Below are 21,159 nucleotides of genomic sequence, written 5' to 3'. Positions count from 1 at the left end.
GCGACTGCGACCGGGCCGGTGGGCGCTGGCCCTGCGCACGAACGAGGGCGGCGCGCCGATCCCCGTCCCGCACACGGACCGACTGGGCGGCACACGCTGGTTCCGCGCCTCCCGCCTGGGCCGTCCCGCCTACGCCAAGCCGCTTCCGCGCCCTGCGAGAGGCGTCCTGACGCTCCGCATCGCACCGATCAGGCTCACGACGGCGCTGCGCCGCCGCCTGGCGCGAAGCGGCAACAGGCACGGCAGCCGCCTGTTACTCCCGGCGGGATGCCTGCCGGGCTCATCGGCGAGGGGTGCTCTCCCCGGCCCCGTGCAGCCCGCCCGGGCAGCCGGTGGTCGTGCGCCGCTCAGGCGGCCGGCTCGTCCTCCAGTGCGATGCCCAGCCGGTCCGCGACCGTCGTCAGGGCGGAGCCCAGCGGCAGGGCGACCCTGGCGACGGCATGCTGGTCCCCCCGCGTCCGGTCGCGGTTGACGATCAGCACCGGCTTCCCGTCCTGGGCCGCCTGACGGACGAAGCGGAGCCCGGACATCACCGTCAGCGAGGAGCCGAGGACCAGCAGCGAACCGGCCGCGCGGACCAGTTCACGGCAGTGAGCGACCCGCTGCGGCGGAACGGCCTCGCCGAAGAACACCACGTCGGGCTTGAGGACACCGCCGCAGACCGCGCAGGGCACCACGCGGAAGTCGCCGACCTGTTCGTCCGTCAGGTCGGCGTCACCGTCCGGGTTGATCCCGGCCGCCACGGGCGCGAAACCCGGATTGGCCGCCTCCAGACGCCGGGCGAGGTCGCGGCGCGGACTGAACGCGCCGCAGGAGAGACACACGACCCGGTCCAGCGCCCCGTGGAGTTCCACGACGTCCTCGCTGCCGGCGGCCTGGTGCAGACCGTCCACGTTCTGCGTGATGACACCCGACAGCAGTCCGTGCCGCTCGAAGGCGGCCACGGCCCGGTGCCCGGCGTTGGGTCGGGCCCGGCCGAAGGTGCGCCAGCCGAGATGGCTGCGCGCCCAGTACCGCCGCCGGGCTTGGGCGTCGCCGGTGAAGTCCTGGTAGGTCATCGGCGTGTGCCGGCTCAGGCTCCCGCCCTCGCCCCGGTAGTCGGGGATGCCCGACTCCGTGGAGATGCCCGCTCCGCTGAGGACCAGCACCCCGCCGGCACCGAGCGCGTCGGCGACCGGCCCCAGGTCCGAGGTGCCCGGCGGCACGTCTCCGACAGGGGTCCAGCTCAGGGTGGGGCGCATGCGCATGCCGTCAGGGTACGGAACGGCGGCCCACGATGCGCCGGCCCGCGAGAGGCCGGGCGTGCGGGGCCTCAAGGGCTTGGCGGCCCCCGGGCGGGGCACGGCCGCCGTACGGCCGCGGTGCGCGCCACTCACACCCAGCAGGCCGCCGCCCCGCTCTCCACGCCCGCCCCCGGGCCCTTCGGCCTCGGCGTGCGGTTGCGGGTCCTTCCGCCTCGGCGCCCGCCCGCGGGCCCCTCGGCTTCCGCGTCCGGCTGGGGGCCTTCGGCTTCCGCGTCCGGCTGGGGGCCTTCGGCTTCCGCGTCCGGCTGGCGGGCCCCAGGGCCCCGGCGTCCGGCTGCGGGCCTTCGGCCTCCGCGTCCGGCTGCGGGTCCCAAGTCCCTGGCGCCCAGGTGCGGCCGCTCGGCTTCCGCGCCCGCCCGCGAACCCCTCCGCTTCCGCGCTCGCCCGCGAACCCCTCCGCCTCTGCGCTCGCCCGCGGACCCCTCCGTCTCCGGGGCGGCGGGCGTGCCACGCCACCGGCGTCACCTCACGAGCCGTCGAGCGCCTTGCGGAAGTTGCCGCCGCGCTGCAGGGCCCGTTCGATGCTCTCCAGCGATCTGCCCCGGGTCTCCGGCACCTTCGCGAGGACGAACGCGATGCAGACGACGTTCATCAGCGCGTAGACGAAGAAGGTCCCCGACCGGCCGATCGTCTCGATGGCGGTCAGCGCCGTGAGGGCGATCAGCAGGTCGACGCCCCACACGGTGACCGTGGCGAGGCTGGTCGCCGGGCCGCGCACGCTCAGCGGGAGGATCTCCGGGCCGATGAGCCAGACCACCGCCTGCATGCCCACCCCGTTGAAGAGGATGTAGGCGAACAGGGCGACGATCACCGTCCACCGCTGGGCCGCCGAACCACCCGTCCCGAGGAACGCAAGGGCCATCACGGCCATCGCCAGGCCCGAGCCGGGCAGGAACCACAGCATCGTGCTCCGCCGTCCCACCCGGTCCACGGCGACGGCCCCCACCACGCCGGCGACGACCAGCATGACGCCGATCCCGACCCCCGTGAGCAGCGCCACCGAGTCACCGAAGCCCGCGTCGACGAGGATGGTCGGCGCGTAGTAGACGACGGCGTTGATGCCGGTCAGCTGGCTGAACGCGGCGATGCCCACGGCGATCAGCAGCGCGGGCCGCACCCACCGCTGCCGCAGGTCGCGCCAGCCGCCGGCGGGGAGGCGCGCGGCCACGTCGGCGATCTCCCGGATCTCCCGGTCGACGTCGGTCCCGGCCGGCCGCAGCCGGGTGAGGACCTCGCGGGCCCGGCCGGTCATGCCCCGCTCGATGAGCCAGCGCGGGCTCTCCGGCAGGAACAGCATGCCGACGCCCAGGGCCACGGCCGGCAGCACGGCCAGGGCGAACATCACGCGCCAGCCGCCTTCGCCGGACAGCGCCCAGCCGCACAGGTAGGCGACCAGCTGCCCGGTGGCGACCATGAGCTGGAACAGCACCATGAGGCGGCCGCGGATCCGCGCGGGCGCGACCTCGGCGATGTAGACCGGCACCATGTTGGACGCGCCGCCCACCGCGAGCCCGAGCACGAAGCGCGCGGCGATCAGCGTGCCCACCCCGGGTGCGACCGCCGCCGCGGCCGCACCCACCGCGAAGACCACGGCGACGGCGACGACGATCCTGCGCCGCCCGTGGCGGACGGCGAGGCGACCGGACAGCAGCGCGCCGACCATCGCGCCGAGCAGGATCACGCTGACGACGATCTCCTGCTCGCGTGAGGTGAGGTGCAGGTCCTCGCGCAGGTGCAGCAGCGCCCCGGAGATGATGCCGGTGTCGTAGCCGAACAGCAGACCGCCCAGGGCGGACACGGCCGACACCGCGTAGACCGCCGCCGGGATCCGGGCCGGGGTGCCGGGGTCGGTGCGCCGGGGCTCGGCGGTCAGCTCAGGCATCGCCCATGACCAGACCCTCGATGGTGTGCTTCTGCGTCACCGGCTCCAGGACGTCGACGACGGGGCAGTCCAGGTGGCGCCGGACCCGCTCGGGCAGTTTCTCCCAGTAGCCCCGCGTGACCGCGGTGTCGTGCCGGTCGCCGTTGGTGGCCTCGGGTCCGTCGACACCCAGCACCAGGACGGGACGGGACCTGGCGGAGTGGTTGCGGGTGCCGCGGTGGATCGTCAGCGCGGTGCGCGCCGAGATGTCGCCGCGCTGCGGGTACTTGCGCACGGCCCGCTCCTCGTAGCGCGGGTAGTGCGAGCGGGGCGGGAACATGCCGTGCTCGAACTCCGGGCTGTCGTCCCACTGGGTACCCGGCGCGATCTCGAAGGGGCCCATGTCCTCCTCCGTGTCGACGGCCGTCACGTTGAAGGCGAGCGACGTCAGCCGCCGCTCGGCCCGGGTCTCCTCGGGCAGAGGGAAGTCCCGGTGCCAGGGCTGGTTCACCGCGCCCTCCAGCGGTACGTCGAAGCCCAGCTCGACGATGCGGTAGTCGGGTCCGAGCACGGCAGTGCAGACCGAGCGCACCCAGGGGTGGTCGACGAGGTCCACGAAGCCGCGCAGCTGCTCGGGGTGGATCTCCACGTAGTAGCGGTTCGGGCCGCGTCCCACCGCACCGCCGGGCCGCTGTCGCGCTTCCTCGAAGGCGACCTCGACGTCCTCGCGGAGCCGGTCGGTCCACTCCCTGGTGAACGCGCCCTTCCGGGCCGTGATGCCGTCCGAGTACAGGGCGTCAACGTCGGCCGTCACGTCGACGTCGAGGCCGGCCGGCGCGATACCGGGGTAGGCGTACGGGCTCATGCGTGCCTCCTTGCAGCAGAACTGTCCGAGCCATGTTGCATCGTTGATTTCAACGTGGCAATACCTTCTTGCGGGGATCTTGTCCCGGCGCGATCGGCGCATGCCACGATGTGCGGGTGAGGAGCAGCCTGAAAGACGTCGCCGCCCGCGCGGGAGTGTCCGCGCGCACGGTGTCGAACGTGGTCAACGGATCCGCCCGGGTGTCGGCCGAGACCCGGCAGCGAGTGCAGGAGGCGATCGACGAACTGGGCTACCGGCCCAACCTCGCCGCCCGCAGCCTGCGCGCCGGCCGCACCGGCATCATCGGACTCGCCATCCCGGAGCTGCACTCGCCGTACTTCGCCGAGTTGGCCGGACTGCTGGTGGACGAGGCGCGCCGCCGCTCCTGGACCGTGATCATCGACCAGACGCAGGGCGACGCCGAAGCGGAGCGGCGGCTGCTCACCGGTGACGGCGGCCGCGTGATGGACGGGCTCATCATCAGCCCCTGGGCCCTCGGCGCGCGCGACCTCACCGACACCGCCCGCGCACTGCCGGTCGTCCTGCTTGGCGAGCGCAGCCCGCAGGGCCTGGCCGACCGGGTCGCCGTGGACAACGTGGCCGCGGCGGACGAGGCCACCACCCATCTGCTGGCGCGGGGGCACCGCCGCATCGCCGCCATCGGCCTCCAGCCGCACCTGGAGAACGGCACCGCCGAGCAGCGCGCCGAAGGCTGGCGCCGGGCCCTGCGGCGCGCCGGCCTCACACCCCGCCCCGACTGGGAGCTGGCCGTGACGTCGCTGCACCGCTCCGACGGCGCCCGGGCCATGGCACACCTCCTCGACGGCGACACCGTCCCCGACGCGGTGTTCGCCTTCAGTGACGAACTGGCCCTCGGAGCCCTGCACACCGCGCACGCCCGCGGCGTGTCCGTACCGCGCGACCTGGCGATCGTCGGCTTCGACGACATCGAGGACGGCCGCTTCAGCAACCCGTCCCTCACCACCGTCTCGCCCGACAAGCGCCAGATCGCTCAGCGGGCCCTGCAGTGTCTCGCCGACCGCATCTACAGCCCGCGGAACGATCTGCCGGCCTCCGACCTCACCATCGCGCACCGGCTGATCGTGCGGGGCACCACGGACCCTGCGGCGACAGCGGCCCCCTGACCCGGTGGCCACCGGCGCCTCCCTGCTCGCCGAGGGGCGATGAGGCAGGCGTATCGCGTACGGCCCGGGTATCAGCACAATGGAGAAGTGGCCACGGGTTCATGCTGGAGGAGGTGACGGGCGGTGAACCGGCCGGATCAGGAGCGGCGCGCCCTGGACATGATCGACTGGCTGCTGGAGACCGACACGCTGCGAGACTTCCTGCAGCACCTGGTCGCCGAAGCGGTCGCTGCCTCGGCGGCGGACGGTTGCGGGGTGACGGTGCAGCGCAGCGGCCGCCCGCTGACCGTGGTCAGCACCGGGGGAGTGGCGGACAAGCTCGACGAGAAGCAGTACGGCCAGGACGACGGGCCCTGCCTGCAGGCCCTGCGCACCGGAGAGATCGTCCACGTGCCCGACATGCTGGAAGAGGGCCGCTGGGCGGCCTACCCGCGCTTCGCCGCGTCCCTGGGCGTCCGCTCCGCCCTGTCGGTGCCGATCCCCGTACGCAGCCACACCGCGGGCGCGCTCAACTTCTACGCCGAGGAGCCCGACGCCTTCACGGCCGACGACCGGCACGCGCTGGCGTTCTCCGCGGCCCAGGCGGGCGGTGCCATCGCCCTGGCCCAGCGGCTGGCCGACGCGGAGGAGTTCACCCGGGACCTGCAGAGCGCACTCGCCTCCCGCCGGGTGATCGACCAGGCCATCGGCGTCGTCATGCAGCAACGGCAGTGCGCCGAGGAAGAGGCGCTGGGCCTGCTGCGCAGTCTGTCCCAGCAGACCAACCGCAAGCTCCACGACGTCCGTACACACGTGCTGACCGAGATCGCCGGCCGCCCGCCCACACCTCCGCCGCCCCTGCGGCCCCGCCCCTGAGCGGCCCGCGGGAAGCGGCACGACGGGGCGGGACGCCGAACGCACGGCTTCCCGCCCCGCTCACAGCGCCCTCATGGTGCTTCCGTCTCGTCGGAGGCCTCGGGCGCGTCGCCGTCTTCCGGCCGGCTCCCGTCGCCGGTGTCGGGCGGTGTCGCCCCTTCCTCCTCGGGAGGCACGTCCTTCTCTCCGGTGACTTCCTCCAGCGGATGGGACAGCTCGTGGTCGGGACTGCTCATGTCGGCTCCTTCCCTCTGACCGGCCGGGTGCCCCTTGTGCGGGGGACCGACGACCGCGATCGGGTACTCCGGCAGCGCACGGCCACGTTTCGCCCACCCCGCCCGATCCTCCCGGTCAGGCGTCGGGCAACGTAGGGTCCCGGTGGGCGGAAGCCCCTCGCCACCTGCACGGCGGGGGGCGAGCAACTCTGCCACCGCGACCCGAAGGAACGAGGAGACAGGGGCGGCAACGTGGTCCACGGCTTGAGGGAGACGGTCCGATGAGCACGGCCGAGGAACCGGTCCTCTTCCACACCACCGGGCACGCCGGACACATCACACTGAACCGGCCGAGGGCGCTGAACGCGCTCACCCACACCATGGTCCGCCGCATCGACGAGGCCCTCGCCGCGTGGGAGCGGGACCCGGCGGTGAAGACCGTCGTGATCACCGGCGCGGGGGAGCGCGGCCTGTGTGCGGGCGGTGACATCCGTGCCATCCACGACGACGCCCGTGACGGGGACGGCTCCGCGTCGGCGGCGTTCTGGCGCGACGAGTACCGCCTCAACGCCCGGATCTCGCGCTACCCCAAGCCGTACGTCGCGGTGATGGACGGCATCGTCATGGGCGGCGGCGTCGGTGTCTCGGCGCACGGGAACGTCCGCGTCGTCACCGACCGGTCCCGGGTGGCCATGCCGGAGACCGGCATCGGCTTCGTGCCGGACGTCGGCGGCACTCATCTGCTCGCCCTGGCGCCGGGCGAACTGGGCACCCACCTCGCCCTGACGGGTGCTCAGATCGGAGCCGCCGACGCCCTGTTGTGCGGACTCGCCGACCACTACGTGCCGTCGGACTCGCTGCCGGGCCTCCTCGACTCCCTGGCCGGCCTGCCGGCGGCCGAGGCCGTCGCAGGTGTGGCCCGGACGCCTCCGCAGGGCGTGCTGGCGGCCTCGCGCGACTGGATCGACGCCTGTTACGCCGCCGACCGTGTCGAGGAGATCGTGCGCCGGTTGCTCGCGCACGGCGATCCCGCGGCGAAGGAGACCGCCGAGACCCTGTTGTCGAAGTCGCCGACCGCCCTCAAGGTCACCCTGGCCTCCCTGCGCCGGGCCCGCAGGCTGGGCACGCTGGAACGGGTCCTGGATCAGGAGTACCGCGTGTCGTGCGCCGCGCTGACCATGCCGGATCTGGTGGAGGGCGTCCGTGCCCAGGTGGTCGACAAGGACCGCAGGCCCAGCTGGTCGCCGAGGACCCTTGCCGAGGTCGGCGACGCCGACGTGGAGCGCTTCTTCGGCCCGCTGGGCGAGCGCGAACTGGGGCTGGCCCTGGAGTGAGGGCGTCACCCGGAGGGGCGACGGGTCAGCAGGCCCGTCGTCCTGAGCCGTCTTTGGCTGCTGACGGTCTGGGGTGAGACGTCAGAGCATGAGCAGCAGGCGGGTGTGGGGCACCAGCTTGCGGTTGACGCTGGTGCTCTGTACGAAGATCGTGAAGTGGTCGTTGTGGTCGGGCTTCACCCGGACCTCGGTGTCCGGCAGGCCGAGCAGGGCCCGGGCCTCCGGCCCCGTGTACACCCGGTCGGTCTTCTTCTCCAGCACCGCTATCTGCTTCTGCGCCTGAATCTTCTCCGACTTGCTCAACTGGTAGAAGGCCCCTCCGGTGCGATAGGCGTGCCCGCATTCGATGACCCAGTCACGGATCGCCGCGTCCCGGGCCACCGGAATGAGCTGGTACGTCGACGGATCGACCGGTGTAAGACCGGCCGCCTTGATGGTGTTCTCATTCACCGCGTCGGCGCCCGTGGAGAAAACCGCCCGGGAGCCGCGAATTCCCCGCGCACGGCCCACCATGAAATTCTCGGTGGCCTGTTGGATGACCTGACCGGCCTCTTCCAGTCCCTGGGTGCTCGTGGCGTCCCACACGGCGATGTTGTCCTTCGGGAAACCGCACTGCATGGCCTCGCGCTTGCCCATCTGGTCGGGCACCAGGACGGCCAGCGTCCAGTTGTCCTGCTGGGTCTCGATCATCCGGGCCACCGCCCGGACCAGGTCACGCGCGTTCCTGCTCGGGGCGTCCGGGCAGCGGTGGCTGGCGTTCTCCTGCCCGTCCGTCAGCACGAACGTCAGGAAGCTGTGGTCCCCGTACAGCTGCGCCGTCTGTGCCAGCTCCCGCTGTGACGTGAGCGTGGCCGCGAGCAGGGCGGTCATTCCGCCGGTCCGGTACAACTGCTTCAGCGACGGCATGCGCAGGACGTCCTTGTCGTAGATGACGCACTCCACCTTGTCGGCGAATACGTACACCGTGACACGGGTTTCCTGGTCCAGCTCCCTCGAACGGCGGGCGAGATAGGCGATCTGCTGGTCGGCGACTTCCACGACTTTGCGGCTGAGATGCGACATGGACGAGCTGGCATCCAGCACGAGAGCAACGTGGTTGATGTAATTCTGAGTTCCGGACATCACAACTCCCCCTCGTTCCGGGCTTGGTGTTTCCACCCTCTCATCCACCACTGACAATCGATCTTGGTTCCGGGCCTCCGGAGGGCCCGAACGGCTCGGCGGTCGCCCCTCCGTGACCGTCGGCATGCTCATTCCTGCTCGCAACACCTCCCCATCGAGCATCTATTGACATGGCGATGACACTCCCTCCACAGTCGTCCCCACCGAGTGATGCCGATCCGCGGACCCGAGGAGCGTGCACCCCCATGCCCGAAATCCCCGAAGTCACCAGGCGTTTGCTCCTCGGAGGAGCACTGGCCGGCGGCGCTGCCGCGGCCGGTCTGGGCACGGCGCAGGCTGCTGCGGCACGGGACCGGCCCGACGTGCCGGCGAACCTCTCACCGCGTCGCGCGCCGGGCCAGAAGTCCATGATCAACGTGCCGTTCGACGAGCACCGGACCGTCCGCGTCGGCCTCATCGGACTCGGCAACCGGGGCTCGGGCATGGCCGAGGGCTGGTCCGCCGTCCCCGGCTGCACGGTGACCGCGGTGTGCGACATACGGGCCGACCGCGCCCGCCGCGTCGCCGACCGGCTGGCCTCCCAGGGCCGGCCGCGCCCCGGCGAGTACGGCGGCTCGGACGACGCCTACACCCACATGCTCCGGCGTGACGACGTCGACCTCGTCTACATCGCCACACCGTGGGAGTTCCACCACCGACAGGGCAGGGACGCCCTGCGGGCGGGCAAGCACGCCCTGGTCGAACTGCCCGTCGCCACCGGGCTCGAGGAACTGTGGGACCTCGTCGACACCTCCGAGCGCACCCGGCGGCACCTGATGCTCGCGGAGAACTGCTCGTACGGCCGCAACGAACTGGCGATGCTCAGGATGGCCCACGACGGGCTGTTCGGCGACCTCACCAACGGACACGGCGGCTACCTGCACGACCTGCGGGAACTGCTCTTCTCGGACACGTACTACACCGATGCCTGGCGGCGGAGGTGGCACACGCGCAGCACCGCCTCGCTCTACCCGATGCACGGTCTCGCGCCGATCGCGGCCGCCATGGACGTCAACCGCGGAGACCGGCTGACGACGCTGCGCGCCACCGCGACCGAGCCCAGGGGCCTCGCCGACTACCGCGAGCGGTTCGTTCCGCGGTCGCACCCCTCCTGGAAGGAGACCTACGTCAACGGTGACCTCGTCACCTGCCTGATCGACACCGCGAAGGGCCGCACCGTCCGGGCCGAGCACGACGTCAGCTCGCCCCGCCCGTACAGCCGGATCAACAGCCTCGCCGGCACCCGCGGCATCTTCGAGGACTACGCGGGCACCTCGGCGACCGGCGGCCGGATCTACGTCGAGCCCGACCACGGCGGGCACACCTGGCGCGACTTCGACGCCTACCGCAAGGAGTTCGACCACTGGCTCTGGACGAAGATCGGCGACGACGCCGGGAACAACGGCGGCCACGGCGGGATGGACTACGTGCTGCAGTGGCGCACCGTCCAGCTCATGCGGTCCGGGCTCGTCCCCGACATCGACGTCTACGACGCGGCCGTGTGGTGCTCGCCCGTGCCGCTCAGCGCACAGTCCCTGGCGGCGGGCGGGCGCCCCGTGCGGATCCCGGACTTCACCCGGGGAGCATGGGTGAACCGCCGCCCGGGACTCGACACCCGCCCCTCCGAGATGCCGCCCGTGCCCTGACGCCGCCCCTCGGACCGCCCGCCCGCGCCGACCGATCCGGGGCTCGACGCGGGCGGGCGGTGTGTCAGTGCCGGGCTGCGACGGCCTCGACCTCGAACAGCACCTCGGGCGTGGCCAGACCGGCGACGCCGATCAGCGTCTGCGCCGGGGGCCGCTCACCCCACCTCTCGAGCACGGCCGCGGCGATCGGCCCGAGCTTGCCGACGTCGTGGTTCACCACGTACGTCCTGAGCTGGACGACGTGGCCGAGCCCGAGCCCGTGGGCGGCGAGGGCGTGACCGAGGTTGCAGAACGCCTGCTCGACCTGCTCGGCGAAGTCGCCCGAGACGACCGTGCCGTCGGGACCCGACCCGAACTGGCCCGCCACGAACAGCAGTTCCGTGCCCGCCGGGACGAGGGCGGTGTGACTGTAGCCGAACGGGACCGGATCGTGCAGTTCCCGCGGATTGACCAACGTGTGCGCGACGAGGACCACCTCCTGCGTGCGGAAGGGACAGTGACGCAAGCAGCCTCGCAAGCCATACGTGACACCCTGTGTCACGTATCTCGCTAGGCTTCGCGGATGCGCGCCGACCGGCTGGTATCGATGGTGCTGCTGCTGCGGCAGCACGGACGGCTCTCCGCGACCGCGCTGGCCCGTGAACTGGAGGTGTCCACCCGCACGGTGCTGCGCGACATCGAGGCGCTGTCCGCGGCCGGGGTACCGGTCTACGCCGAACGCGGCCGGCACGGTGGCTTCGCGCTGCTGCCCGGGTTCCGGACCGAACTCACCGGGCTGACCCACGACGAGGCACTCGCCCTGCTGGTCGCCGGATCCCGCCGCGGCGCCCAGGCGTTCGGCCTCGGCTCGGCGCTCGCCTCGGCGATGCGCAAAGTGGTCGACGCGCTCCCCGAGGACTCCCGGGCCGCCGCCGCGGGCGCCGCCCGGCGCCTGCTCGTCGAGCCGGACATCGACCTGCTCGCACGCCGCTCGGACGCCGAGGAGGTACCCGACGCCGTGCTCGGCGAGGTGCGGCGGGCGGTCTTCGCCGGGCGCAGGCTGCGCATCCACTACGCGGCGGTGGACCGGGACCCCGCCTGGCGCACCGTCGACCCGGTCGGCCTGGTCACCGTGCGGGGCCACGGTTACCTCCTGGCCACCCGGTCCGGAGCGGACCGTACCTACCGCCTGTCCCGCATCCTCGCCGCCCGCGAGCAACCCGAACCGGCCCGCCGCGCCGACGGCGTCGACCTGGACCGCGTCTGGCGGGAACGCAGCGCGCGGTTCCGCGACGGCGGGGACCGGGTCACCGTGCTGCTGCGCGTGGCCGCGGCCCGGCGCAAGGAGCTGGTGGGGACGGCGGTGGCCGTCCTCGCCGAGGAGACCGAGACCGACGGGCGGTTGCGGATGGAGGTCGCCTTCCAGGACCCGAGGCACGCCGAGTGGGCGCTGTGGCACCTCGCCCCGGACGCGGAGGCCCTGACCCCGCAGTGGCTCCGTGACGCCCTGCGCACCCGCGCCACCGCCCTCGCCACCCGCTACTCGGGACCCTCCTGAGAGGTGCGGTCCGTCATCGGGCATGCCCGCGACGGTGTGCCGGTGCCCCGGTCGCCGCCCGGCTGCGTACCGCCGACCAGGCGCGCGCGAAGAGGTTCGATCCGAAGGACCGCGCGAGAATGATGCTTGTCGCGTCATTCGTGCCCGATCGGAGGGCGACCATGAAGGATCTCAAGTTCGAGCAGAAGCGCACACTGTCCCGTCGCGAGGCCGCCGACCAGCTCACCGCGCTCGCGGACGCACTGCGGGAGGGCGAGGACGCCGAGCTGAAACTCGGCTCCGGCACACTGACCCTGCGGATCCCCGACGGTCTGCGCAGCGAGATCGAGGTCGAGATCGGCGGTGGCGAGGTCGAGCTGGAGATCGAGCTCAAGTGGTCCACCGGGACGGGCTCGCGCCCCTCCGGATCCGAGAAGGAGACGGCGGCCTCCGAGACGGCCAAGGCGACCTCCGCGAAGCGGCCCAAGGACACTGCCGCGAGCGCCGGGCGCGGCGCCGGGCGGAGCAGGACCGCGAAGCGGCCCGCCGCCAAGTCGTCCTGAGCACGTCCGGCGGCACGGCCGACAGCCGGTGGGCACGCCGGACGCCTCCCACCTCCGCTCAGCGAGTTCCCGCGCAGGCCGGAGCGGCGGTCGTCGCGGAAGAGTAGCCTCGGTCGTACGCGGAGGTCGGTTCCCGGGAGCCCATCAGCGCGAGGCTCCCTCAGTTCGGCACAGAAGCTGAGGGAGCTGCCTCGAGTGTGCGGCAGACGCGCGGACGACCCGTGCACGCCGGCAGCGCGGGGTCCGTCAGCCGCCCGTCGGCGGTGGCACGACGGTGCCGAGCCTGCGACGCAGCGACGGGGCCTGGGACAGTACGGCGCCCACGCTCAGTCCGACCGCGATGGCCACGCACAGCACGATCAGCCACGACAGCAGCACGAAGACCGAACCGGCGGCCCCGTAGGCGTCCAGGGCCCGTTCGAGGGCGCGCGGCATGTAGAAGTGGGCGGCGACCGACAGACCGCTGACCGCGAGCGCGGTGACCACGGCCCCCGGCAGGAGCGGGCCCCAGCCGATCAGCCGGCCCAGCAGCAGATGCTGGGTCCACCACCACATGCCCGTCTGCATCAGCAGGCTGATCGTGAAGCCCAGGACCGTCCCCAGCTCGCTGCGCAACAGTCCCTGCACGAACAGGGCGCCCAGCCACAGGGCGATCCACGCCAGCCATCGCCAAGCGGCGACCGACGGGCCCGAGCGCGGCAGTTGCCAGGCCCGTCTGCACAGCCGCTGCACGGCCCGGCTCACCGCGGTGGCCGACAGCAGCACCATCAGACCGCCGATCAGGCCGGTCGCCTGCCGCAGCTCGGTCGTGGGCGGCTGGAACACCTGATGCATCTGGGCCTTCTCCTGCCCGGACAACCCGAACACGGCACTCACCGAGACCGCGACCTGGTCCTTCAGGGCCGACGGAGCGTAGGCGCCGAGCACGAAGAGCAACGGGATGACGGTGAGGAAGGACTGCGCCGCGATGCGGGTCGCCGAGTCGAAGATGTTGACCGCGACCATGCGCTCGATCAGAGCCGTGAGCAGGGGAAAACGTGCCTTCAGCCGAGCGGCGAGCGTACGCAGCCTGCTCGCCCACCCACCGGTCCGGGCCCGCCACCACGACGGGCCGGGCACCCGGGACGTCCGGCGTGACACGCGGGCCCCGCCGCTCACTCCGCCGGGTGGGGCGCGTGGCCCACGCCGACCGGCGCGCGCAGACACACGGCACCGGGACGGCAGGCGGCCCGACCGCACGGCGGGCACACGGGACCCGCACACGCCGGCCGTGTCCACGTCGCCGACGGCCCACCTGGAGAAGTCCCCATCACGCTGCTCCCTTCCTCACCCAGAGTGCGCGACGTCGCGGCTCACGGCACCCCGCCATACCGCCCGCGCGTGCACCACGCCCCCGGGACGGGGCGGCTGGACGCCGTCACACCGCTCGCCTCCCACCCCGCCGCCGGGTGCAGCCCGCGCGCCGGCCCGCGGCTCCGGCTTACCCTGTTGCCGGGGGCGTTCGGGTGAATCGCGCACCGGAAGGGCGGCCCGATGGACGACTACCCGCTGATCGAGAACCACGGACTCGTCGGCGACCTGCAGAGCGCGGCACTGGTCACCACGGACGGCAGCGTCGACTGGTTCTGCGTCCCGAGGTTCGACTCGCCCAGCGTCTTCGGCGCGCTCCTGGACCGGAACAAGGGCGGGCACTGCACCATCCGTCCCCGCCACCGGTCCTACGCCACCAAACAGCTGTATCTGCCCGACACGGCCATCCTGGTCACCCGGTTCATGACCGAGGCCGGAGCCGGTGAAGTGATCGACTTCATGCCCGTCACCGGCACTTCCGTCACCGAAAGTCACCGGCTGGTGCGGATGATCCGCTGCGTGCGCGGCCGGATGACGTTCGAGATCGAGGTCGATCCCCGCTTCGACTACGGGCGCGAGCCCCACCGGTTGCACATCGGCCAGCACGGCGCGGTGTTCGCCGGGGAACGCGGGGCGCGCCTCACCGTGCACCCCGTGCGGGAACCGGACGACGAGGAACTGCTCGACGTCCTCACCGACCGGGAGGACGCCCTGCACTTCACCCTCACCCTGGAGGCGGGCCTGGAGCGCGGGATGGTCCTGGAGTGGGCCGCCGACGGGCCGCCCCGGGAGATCCGACTGGCCGAGTACGGGCGGCTGTTCGACGACACGGTCGCGTTCTGGCGCGGCTGGCTGCGGCAGTCGCGTTACACCGGACGCTGGCGCGAGACCGTGGAGCGCTCGGCGATCACGCTGAAACTCATGACGTACGCACCCTCCGGTGCCGTGGTGGCCGCCCCGACGGCCGCGCTCCCCGAGCAACTCGGCGGCGAGCGCAACTGGGACTACCGGTTCACCTGGATCCGCGACGCCTCCTTCTCGGTGTACGCCCTGCTCGGTCTGGGGTTCACCGAGGAGGCCCGGGCGTTCATCCAGTGGCTCGGCGACCGGGTCGCGGAACGCGCCGGACGGGACAGCGACACCGGGCCGCTGAACATCATGTACGCGGTGGACGGCTCCCAGGACCTCGACGAGCTCACGCTGGACCACTGGGAGGGGTACGCCGGCTCCGCGCCCGTGCGGATCGGCAACGGCGCCGCCACCCAGCTGCAACTGGACATCTACGGAGAGGCGCTCGACAGCATCTCCTTCGCACACCGGCACGGCCTGCGGGTGGGACACCACGGCTGGAACGCGCTGCTCACGGACCTGGACTGGCTGGTCGACCACTGGGACCAGGCGGAGGAAGGCATCTGGGAGACCCGCGGCGGCCGCGAGAACTTCACGTACGGGCGCGTGATGTCGTGGGTGGCCTTCGACCGTGCGCTGCGGCTCGCGGAGTCCAACGGCAGACCGGCCGACGTCCAGCGCTGGCGCGCGGCACGCGACGCCTGCTACGAGCAGGTCATGGCGAAGGGCTGGAACGAGCAACGCGGGGCGTTCGTCCAGCACTTCGGCAGCGAGGTCCTCGACTCCTCGCTGCTGCGCATGGCGACCGTCGGGTTCATCACGCCCGACGACCCGCTCTGGACCTCCACCCTGCAGGCCATGGAGGAGGAACTGGTCAGCGACAGCCTGGTCTACCGCTACAACCCCGAGGCGTCCCCCGACGGTCTGCGCGGCGCGGAGGGGACCTTCTCGCTGTGCACCTTCATGTACGTGGACGCCCTGGCCCGCGCGGGCCGGACCGACAAGGCGCGGCTGGTGTTCGAGAAAATGATGGGGTACGCCAACCACCTCGGCCTGTACGCCGAGGAGATCGACCCGCAGGGCCGCCAACTGGGCAACTTCCCGCAGGCGTTCACGCACCTCGCGCTGATCGACGCGGCCATCACCCTGGATGCCGCCCTCAACCGGGCCTGAGCGGAAGGGAGTTCAGTCGGCCTCGGTCGGGGCAGGTTCCAGGACCACGAGGGTGTCGCCCGGGCCGGCGGCGAGTGTCCCGCCCTCGGTGGCGGGGTCCAGGCGGCCGTCCCGCCGCACGACGAACAGCGTCTCGTGCCCCGGCGGGAGCGGCGCGGACGCGGGCTGCACACGGAAGCGGGCACCACCGCCGTGCCGGGCCGCGACGGTGTGCCGGACCAGCTCACGGCTGAAGAGGGTCTCCCCGGGGGCGTAGGGCGCGACCACGCCCGGGGTGTCGGGAGGCGGACCGATCCGGTAGACCGGGCCGTCGACGCTGTCCCGCAGGACGACCGAGACGAGCGCGTTGAAGTCGTCGTCGTCCGTCAGCAGGAACACCGAGGTGACGCCCTCCAGCCGCGCCTCCGGGTCGGTGGCCGCGGCCAGGAGTTCCTCGGCGGCCGGTTCGACGCCGGCGGCCTGGATCCGGGCCCGTTGCCGCTCCGACGCCGCCCACATCAGCACGTCGGCACCCGCGGTGCGCAGGGCGTGGGCGAGGTCCACCACCCAGGGGTCACCGCCGAGCAGCAGCGGACGTACGCGGCGATCGCCAGCAGCAGGACGACGGCGATGACGTCGGCGATCACGGCCGGTCCCCGGGCGGCGGCGCGGACGGCTCGCTGCCGGGTCCCGGCCCGGCACGCGACGGTACTGCGGGACGCGGACCGTACGGCGCGTCCGTCTCCGGTGCGCGGGCGGTCTCCCCGACGCCGGCCGACGTGCCCGGCCCGGCGTCGGCCGTGCGCCAGCGGGTGCGCATCCTCAGCAGGACCGCGAGGAACGACCCGAAGACGAAGACGTACACCACGACGACGAGCGCGAACATGGTCCACAAGGTGGTCGAGCGCGTCGAGGTCACGGCGTCGGCCACCCGCATGTTCTCGTAGACGATCCAGGGCTGGCGGCCCACCTCGGTGGTGATCCAGCCGCACTCCACGGCCACCACGGAGGCGACCCCGGCCACCGCGGCGCACCGGTAGAACCAGGCGGAGGCCGGCAGCCGCCGGTGGCGCAGCCACACCAGGGCGTACCACAGGGCGAGCAGCAGCAGGGCGGTGCCGATGCCTACCATGATGTCGAACGCCCAGTGGGCGATGGTGGCCTGAGTGGCCGTCGGCCGCGCGTCGGCGGGAACGGACGTCAGGCCGGTGACGCGGGTGTCCGGACGGAACCCGGCCAGGATGGAGTCGAGTTGGGGGATCTTGATGCCCCCGGAGACGCTGCCGTCGGGATGGAGCCGGCCGAACAGGTACTCCGGCACATGGGTGTCGGTCTTCCAGACGATCTCCATCGCGGCGAACTTCACCGGCTGCTTGTGGAACACCTGCCGGGCGATGGAGTCGCCCAGGAAGAACTGCACCGGCGTGAACACCGCGGCGACGGTGAAGGGGATCGTGAAGCCGAGGCGGTGGTAGCGGTCGTGGCGGCCGCGCAGCCGTCCGACGGCGTAGACGCCCGCCACGACGTACCCGGCGGTCACGAGCATCGCGACGACGAAGTGCCAGTACTGCGGGCCGAACATGGGCGTGAAGATCGCCTTTCGGATCTCCACGTCGACGGGGTCGCCCGCGGCGTCCAGGGTGAAGCCGCGGGGGGTGTTCATCCAGGAGTTGGCGGCGAGGATGCCGAAGGCGCCGAGCAGGGCCGCCGCGGGCAGCGGGAGAGCGAGCAGGAAGTGGGTGCGCGCGGGCAGCCGCCGCCAGCCGTACAGGTAGATGGCGATGAGCACCGCCTCCAGGAAGAACGCCCAGGCCTCGACGCCGAAACCGATGCCGAAGACGTCACCCCAGCGGCCCATCAGCCCCGGCCACAGCAGCCCGAACTCGAAGGACAGCACCGTGCCGGTGACCACCCCGATCGCGAACTGGACCGCCATGACCGCCGACCAGCGCCGCGCCAGCAGCAGCGCCGTCCGGTCGCCGCGCCGCAGGCCGTAGCCGTGCAGGATGAGCGTGATCAGGGGCAAGGCCACGCCCAGCGGCACCAGGATGATGTGGGACGCCAGGGTGAAGGCCATCAGGGACCTGGCGGGAAGCAGTTGGGCGGGGGCGTCCGCCAGCACCTGCACGGTGGTGTGCATCCGAGTCCGTCCGGTGAGCCGTCGCGGGTCAGCCGCCGGTGGCGAAGCCGGGGAAGAGGGTCATCCCGCCGTCCACGTACAGCGTGGTGCCGACGACGTAGTCCATCAGGTCCGAGGCGAGACTCACCGCCGCGTACGCGATGTCCTCCGGATCGCCGACGCGGTCGTAGGGGATCAGTCTCAGCAGGTCGTCCTCGGCCTCGGGAGTGTCCCAGGCGTCGCGGTTGATGGGCGTCCTGATGGCGCCCGGGGCGATGGCGTTGACGCGGATCTTCTTCGGTGCCAGCTCCTGCGCGAGGGTCGCCATCATCATCTGCACACCCCCTTTGGAGGCCGCGTAGTTGACGTGCCCGGACCACGGAATGACCTGGTGCACGGAACTCATGCAGATGATCTTGCCGGCGGAGCGCGACACCTCGGGGACGACGCCGCGCCGGACGAACTCCTTGCTCGCCTCCCGGGCGCAGAGGAACTGCCCGGTGAGGTTCACGTCCAGGACCTTCTGCCACTGGCCCAGCGTCATCTCGGTCAGCGGCGCGTCACGCTGCATCCCGGCGTTGGCGACGAGGATGTCGATCGTGCCGAACTCCTCGACCATTCGCCCCATCATGGCCACCACCTGGTCCTCGGCGGAGACGTCCGCCTGGTGGGCCGCCGCGTGCACCCCGAAGGACTCGATCTGCGCGACCACCTCGTCGGCCTGTTCGGGGCCGGTCACGTAGTTCACGACCACGTCCGCACCGGCCCGGCCCAGGGCGATCGCCGTCGCCCTGCCGATGCCCGAGTTGGCGCCGGTGACCAACGCCTTCTGGCCTTTCAGCAGGTGGGCGGGGATCACGTCGCGGGGCGCGCTCGCGGTCGACTGCACGATGACTGTCTCCTCCACTGCGTGGCCGGGATGACCCGGGCCGAGGCGCCGGGGCAGGGTCACACAATCACCGTGGCCCGGCGCCGGCACGCCGCACGGGGCCGGGTTGGGCCGACCGAGGGAGCAGGTTCGCCCACCGGCAGGCGGTCCCCGGCCGCTTGCGCGCCGGGACGCGGTCAGATGGGCGCGGGACGGTCCTGCGGCGATCGCGCCGGCGTGCCGGACGGCGGCCCGGCGGGTTCGCCGAGGGCCGGCACGGGGTGACCGGCCGGAAGCAACTGGGCCGTGACGAAGGCGGTCACGGCCGCGAGGATCACCACGGGCGTCATCCCGGCGCCGCCGAGGATCAGGACCACGAGCACCACGCTGCTCACCGGCAGACGCAGGGTGGCCGCGGCCGCCGCGGCCATGCCGGCGGCCATGCCGGGCACGATCCCCAGTCCCGGCAGGGGCGCCAGCAGGACGCCCGCGGCGGCCCCGAGGAACAGCGCGGGGAAGACGGGGCCGCCGCGCAGGCTGCCGAGGCAGAGCGCGTACGCCGCCGCCTTGCACACCAGCACCGCGACCAGGGCGCCCACACCCCAGGCATGCGGATCCTGAGCCATCCGCGCCAGGATCGCCTCGCCGGAGGAGGCCACGTCCGCGGGGGAGCGGTCGACGGTCAGCGCGTACACCGAGGCGCACACCCCGGCCGCCAGGGCGCACACCGTCGTACGGGCGACGGGGCCGCGCGCGATGAACGCGGCCGTCAGCCGGCCGCCGTCCAGGACGAGATGCAGGACGACGGCGATTGCCACCGCCATGAGCACGGACCACACCACGTCCCCGGCGTCCAGGCGCGGCGAGGGCACCCCGAGGTCCAGGGACAGGTTCCCGGTGGACAGGCCGGTCCAGCGGCCGAACCCGGTGAACACGAGCGAGCCGATCCCACTGGCCAGCAGCGCCGGGAGCATCACGGCGAACAGCTGCGGCCCGCCGACGCCTGCCACCTCGATGAGGATGACCGCGCCGATCACGGGGTTCCCGAAGATCGCCGGCAGGGCCGCCGCGGCACCGGCCGCCCCCAGGAGGGCGGCGCTCTGCGGCGACGCGGGGGCACGGGCCAGGTGCGCGAGGAGCAGGGCCAGGCCGCCGCCGAGTGCGATGAGCGGCGCCTCGGGGCCCAGGACCGCGCCGAAGGGCAGGCCGGCCAGCGCCGCGAGCAGAACGCCCGGCAGGGCCGCCGAGGTCATCCCGCCGGCATGCAGACCACCGGCCGGCAGGTGACCGCCCGCCCCTTTCAGGTGCCGTACGACCAGGCCGACCACGAGTCCGGCGACCGTGAGCAGCGGCAGCGGCCACCACCAGGGAGGGGTGTCCCAGCCGAACTGATGCGGCAGCTCGTCCCACAGCTGGTGCTCGAGTTCGTGCAGGCCGGCCAGGAACCAGAAGGCGGCCAGGGACACGGGGACGCCGATGAGCGCGGAGAAGACGAGGGCTTTGCGGTAGTCCGGGCTGCGCAGCAGCTCCCGCAGCCGTTCGGCCTCCTCCGGCTGCGCGCCACCCCCTGGGCCGTCCGGGTGCTCCGGCTGTGTGCCGTCGTCGGGGGCCGGCCGCTGTCCCGGCTGCTTCCCGGCGCCTGGGTCAGTCGGGTGTTCCGGCTCGTGGACCACGCCGTCGCCTTCCCGTCGGGGACGCCCTCCTCAGCCATTGCAGCACTCGGCCCGGGCCTGCGCACGTCCGTGGTCGCGCACGCACGCGTGCCGGTCAGGCAGCCTTGTCGCGCGGGGCGGCGCGGCGGGCGGACACGGGCGTGCGGGTGTCGCCGGCTCCGTCCTCGTCGCGGTCCCCGGACGACCTGCCCCCGTGGACGAGGCGCAGGCGACGGGATCGGGCGTGCCGGGCACCGCCCGGTTCCGCCTCGCGCAGGAGCCGGTCCTCGATCGCGCTCATGCCCGTCAGGAGCAGAGCGATCCCGGGCAGCAACAGGACGGCGAGTATCAGCATGGGCTCTTCCTCCCGGACGCGGCGTGCCCTCCGGGTGCCCGGCAGGCGCCGAAGGATGGGCGTCACGGGGTGGAGAACGAGCAACGTTCCGACAAAAGCCGCACAGAGGACCGTAACGGGCTCGCTGCCACTGCTCCGTTCGCGGCTGTTCCGGGACGCGGCCACCACGCGGGGTGAAGACGTCCTCGCCGCCGACGACGGGGCGTCAAGGCCGCGTCAAGGCCGGGCCCGGTGCTGTATGGGAGCCGTCAACGACCGGTCCGATCCGGCCACCGGGGCGTTCTCCTGTTCTGGTCCGTTTCCGTCGACCTTCACTCAGGAGTTCGCGATGGCCGATGCGGCCTTCGTC

The 21,159-nt window shown here is 72.6% G+C and carries 20 protein-coding genes; 7 read left to right on the top strand and 13 right to left on the bottom strand.

The genetic code is table 11. From position 1 onward, the window contains the following. Positions 1 to 347: 347 nt before the first annotated feature. From ACZ4M5_RS17835 to ACZ4M5_RS17825, 3 genes are all read right to left on the bottom strand, one after another. The gene (locus ACZ4M5_RS17835; protein WP_467737777.1) at positions 348 to 1,247 is read right to left on the bottom strand and encodes an NAD-dependent protein deacetylase; all 900 of its coding nucleotides are present in this window, start codon (positions 1,245 to 1,247) and stop codon (positions 348 to 350) included. Between the two features lie 523 nt (positions 1,248 to 1,770). Then, positions 1,771 to 3,186: a sugar porter family MFS transporter gene (locus tag ACZ4M5_RS17830; RefSeq protein ID WP_467737775.1), complete on the bottom strand. Its 1,416-nt coding sequence runs from the start codon at positions 3,184 to 3,186 to the stop codon at positions 1,771 to 1,773. Further along, entirely contained in the window at positions 3,179 to 4,030 is an 852-nt protein-coding gene (locus ACZ4M5_RS17825) for a phytanoyl-CoA dioxygenase family protein (RefSeq protein ID WP_467737773.1), read from the bottom strand. Before ACZ4M5_RS17825 ends, ACZ4M5_RS17830 begins: the two co-directional genes overlap by 8 nt. Positions 4,031 to 4,146: 116 nt before the next feature. Here ACZ4M5_RS17825 and ACZ4M5_RS17820 point away from each other — a divergent pair, with 116 nt between their 5' ends. Continuing rightward, positions 4,147 to 5,175, top strand: a complete 1,029-nt coding sequence (locus ACZ4M5_RS17820; RefSeq protein WP_467737771.1) for a LacI family DNA-binding transcriptional regulator — start codon at positions 4,147 to 4,149, stop codon at positions 5,173 to 5,175. Positions 5,176 to 5,334: 159 nt separating this feature from the next. Further along, positions 5,335 to 6,030: a GAF and ANTAR domain-containing protein gene (locus ACZ4M5_RS17815; protein WP_467738049.1), complete on the top strand. Its 696-nt coding sequence runs from the start codon at positions 5,335 to 5,337 to the stop codon at positions 6,028 to 6,030. A gap of 71 nt (positions 6,031 to 6,101) precedes the next feature. Here ACZ4M5_RS17815 and ACZ4M5_RS17810 read toward each other — a convergent pair whose 3' ends face one another. Beyond that, positions 6,102 to 6,266 carry a hypothetical protein gene (locus ACZ4M5_RS17810; RefSeq protein ID WP_467737769.1) on the bottom strand — a complete coding sequence of 55 codons (165 nt, stop codon included), beginning with the start codon at positions 6,264 to 6,266 and terminating at the stop codon, positions 6,102 to 6,104. Between the two features lie 260 nt (positions 6,267 to 6,526). Here ACZ4M5_RS17810 and ACZ4M5_RS17805 point away from each other — a divergent pair, with 260 nt between their 5' ends. Then, positions 6,527 to 7,579, top strand: coding sequence for an enoyl-CoA hydratase/isomerase family protein (locus tag ACZ4M5_RS17805; protein ID WP_467737767.1), 1,053 nt, complete (start codon positions 6,527 to 6,529; stop codon positions 7,577 to 7,579). Positions 7,580 to 7,660: 81 nt separating this feature from the next. On the opposite strand, the gene ACZ4M5_RS17800 is transcribed toward ACZ4M5_RS17805, so the two are convergent. Next, positions 7,661 to 8,701, bottom strand: a complete 1,041-nt coding sequence (locus ACZ4M5_RS17800) for a vWA domain-containing protein (RefSeq protein ID WP_467737765.1) — start codon at positions 8,699 to 8,701, stop codon at positions 7,661 to 7,663. Positions 8,702 to 8,946: 245 nt separating this feature from the next. On the opposite strand from ACZ4M5_RS17800, the gene ACZ4M5_RS17795 reads away from it, so the two are divergent. Continuing rightward, positions 8,947 to 10,386, top strand: a complete 1,440-nt coding sequence (locus ACZ4M5_RS17795; protein WP_467737763.1) for a Gfo/Idh/MocA family protein — start codon at positions 8,947 to 8,949, stop codon at positions 10,384 to 10,386. 64 nt (positions 10,387 to 10,450) lie between these two features. Here the strand turns inward: ACZ4M5_RS17795 and ACZ4M5_RS17790 are convergent, their stop codons facing one another. Continuing rightward, complete coding sequence (locus ACZ4M5_RS17790; RefSeq protein ID WP_467737761.1) at positions 10,451 to 10,891, bottom strand: RidA family protein; 441 nt, start codon at positions 10,889 to 10,891, stop codon at positions 10,451 to 10,453. A gap of 57 nt (positions 10,892 to 10,948) precedes the next feature. Between ACZ4M5_RS17790 and ACZ4M5_RS17785 the strand changes: the two genes are divergently transcribed. Continuing rightward, positions 10,949 to 11,923, top strand: coding sequence for a helix-turn-helix transcriptional regulator (locus tag ACZ4M5_RS17785; protein ID WP_467737759.1), 975 nt, complete (start codon positions 10,949 to 10,951; stop codon positions 11,921 to 11,923). Between the two features lie 161 nt (positions 11,924 to 12,084). Beyond that, positions 12,085 to 12,465, top strand: a complete 381-nt coding sequence (locus ACZ4M5_RS17780) for an amphi-Trp domain-containing protein (RefSeq protein ID WP_467737757.1) — start codon at positions 12,085 to 12,087, stop codon at positions 12,463 to 12,465. Positions 12,466 to 12,711: 246 nt separating this feature from the next. On the opposite strand, the gene ACZ4M5_RS17775 is transcribed toward ACZ4M5_RS17780, so the two are convergent. Next, a complete protein-coding gene (locus ACZ4M5_RS17775) occupies positions 12,712 to 13,470 on the bottom strand; it encodes a YhjD/YihY/BrkB family envelope integrity protein (RefSeq protein WP_467737755.1) in 759 nt (252 codons plus the stop codon). Positions 13,471 to 13,998: 528 nt separating this feature from the next. On the opposite strand from ACZ4M5_RS17775, the gene ACZ4M5_RS17770 reads away from it, so the two are divergent. Then, positions 13,999 to 15,837: a glycoside hydrolase family 15 protein gene (locus tag ACZ4M5_RS17770; RefSeq protein ID WP_467737753.1), complete on the top strand. Its 1,839-nt coding sequence runs from the start codon at positions 13,999 to 14,001 to the stop codon at positions 15,835 to 15,837. A 12-nt stretch (positions 15,838 to 15,849) separates the two neighbouring features. On the opposite strand, the gene ACZ4M5_RS17765 is transcribed toward ACZ4M5_RS17770, so the two are convergent. From ACZ4M5_RS17765 to ACZ4M5_RS17740, 6 genes are all read right to left on the bottom strand, one after another. After that, a complete protein-coding gene (locus tag ACZ4M5_RS17765) occupies positions 15,850 to 16,380 on the bottom strand; it encodes a hypothetical protein (protein WP_467737751.1) in 531 nt (176 codons plus the stop codon). Continuing rightward, the gene (locus ACZ4M5_RS17760; protein ID WP_467737749.1) at positions 16,335 to 16,463 is read right to left on the bottom strand and encodes a hypothetical protein; all 129 of its coding nucleotides are present in this window, start codon (positions 16,461 to 16,463) and stop codon (positions 16,335 to 16,337) included. The genes ACZ4M5_RS17765 and ACZ4M5_RS17760 overlap by 46 nt, the downstream gene beginning before the upstream one ends. Continuing rightward, entirely contained in the window at positions 16,460 to 17,956 is a 1,497-nt protein-coding gene (locus ACZ4M5_RS17755; RefSeq protein ID WP_467737747.1) for a cytochrome ubiquinol oxidase subunit I, read from the bottom strand. The genes ACZ4M5_RS17760 and ACZ4M5_RS17755 overlap by 4 nt, the downstream gene beginning before the upstream one ends. A 28-nt stretch (positions 17,957 to 17,984) precedes the next feature. After that, on the bottom strand, positions 17,985 to 18,824 hold the full coding sequence (locus ACZ4M5_RS17750; protein WP_467737745.1) for an SDR family oxidoreductase: 840 nt from the start codon (positions 18,822 to 18,824) through the stop codon (positions 17,985 to 17,987). Between the two features lie 176 nt (positions 18,825 to 19,000). Continuing rightward, positions 19,001 to 20,338: a chloride channel protein gene (locus ACZ4M5_RS17745; protein ID WP_467738047.1), complete on the bottom strand. Its 1,338-nt coding sequence runs from the start codon at positions 20,336 to 20,338 to the stop codon at positions 19,001 to 19,003. A gap of 232 nt (positions 20,339 to 20,570) precedes the next feature. Continuing rightward, positions 20,571 to 20,810 carry a hypothetical protein gene (locus tag ACZ4M5_RS17740; RefSeq protein ID WP_467737743.1) on the bottom strand — a complete coding sequence of 80 codons (240 nt, stop codon included), beginning with the start codon at positions 20,808 to 20,810 and terminating at the stop codon, positions 20,571 to 20,573. Positions 20,811 to 21,159 lie beyond the last annotated feature (349 nt).

This window comes from Streptomyces sp. NPDC026246 (assembly GCF_055567995.1).
This window is presented reverse-complemented; position numbering and strand designations above follow the sequence as displayed.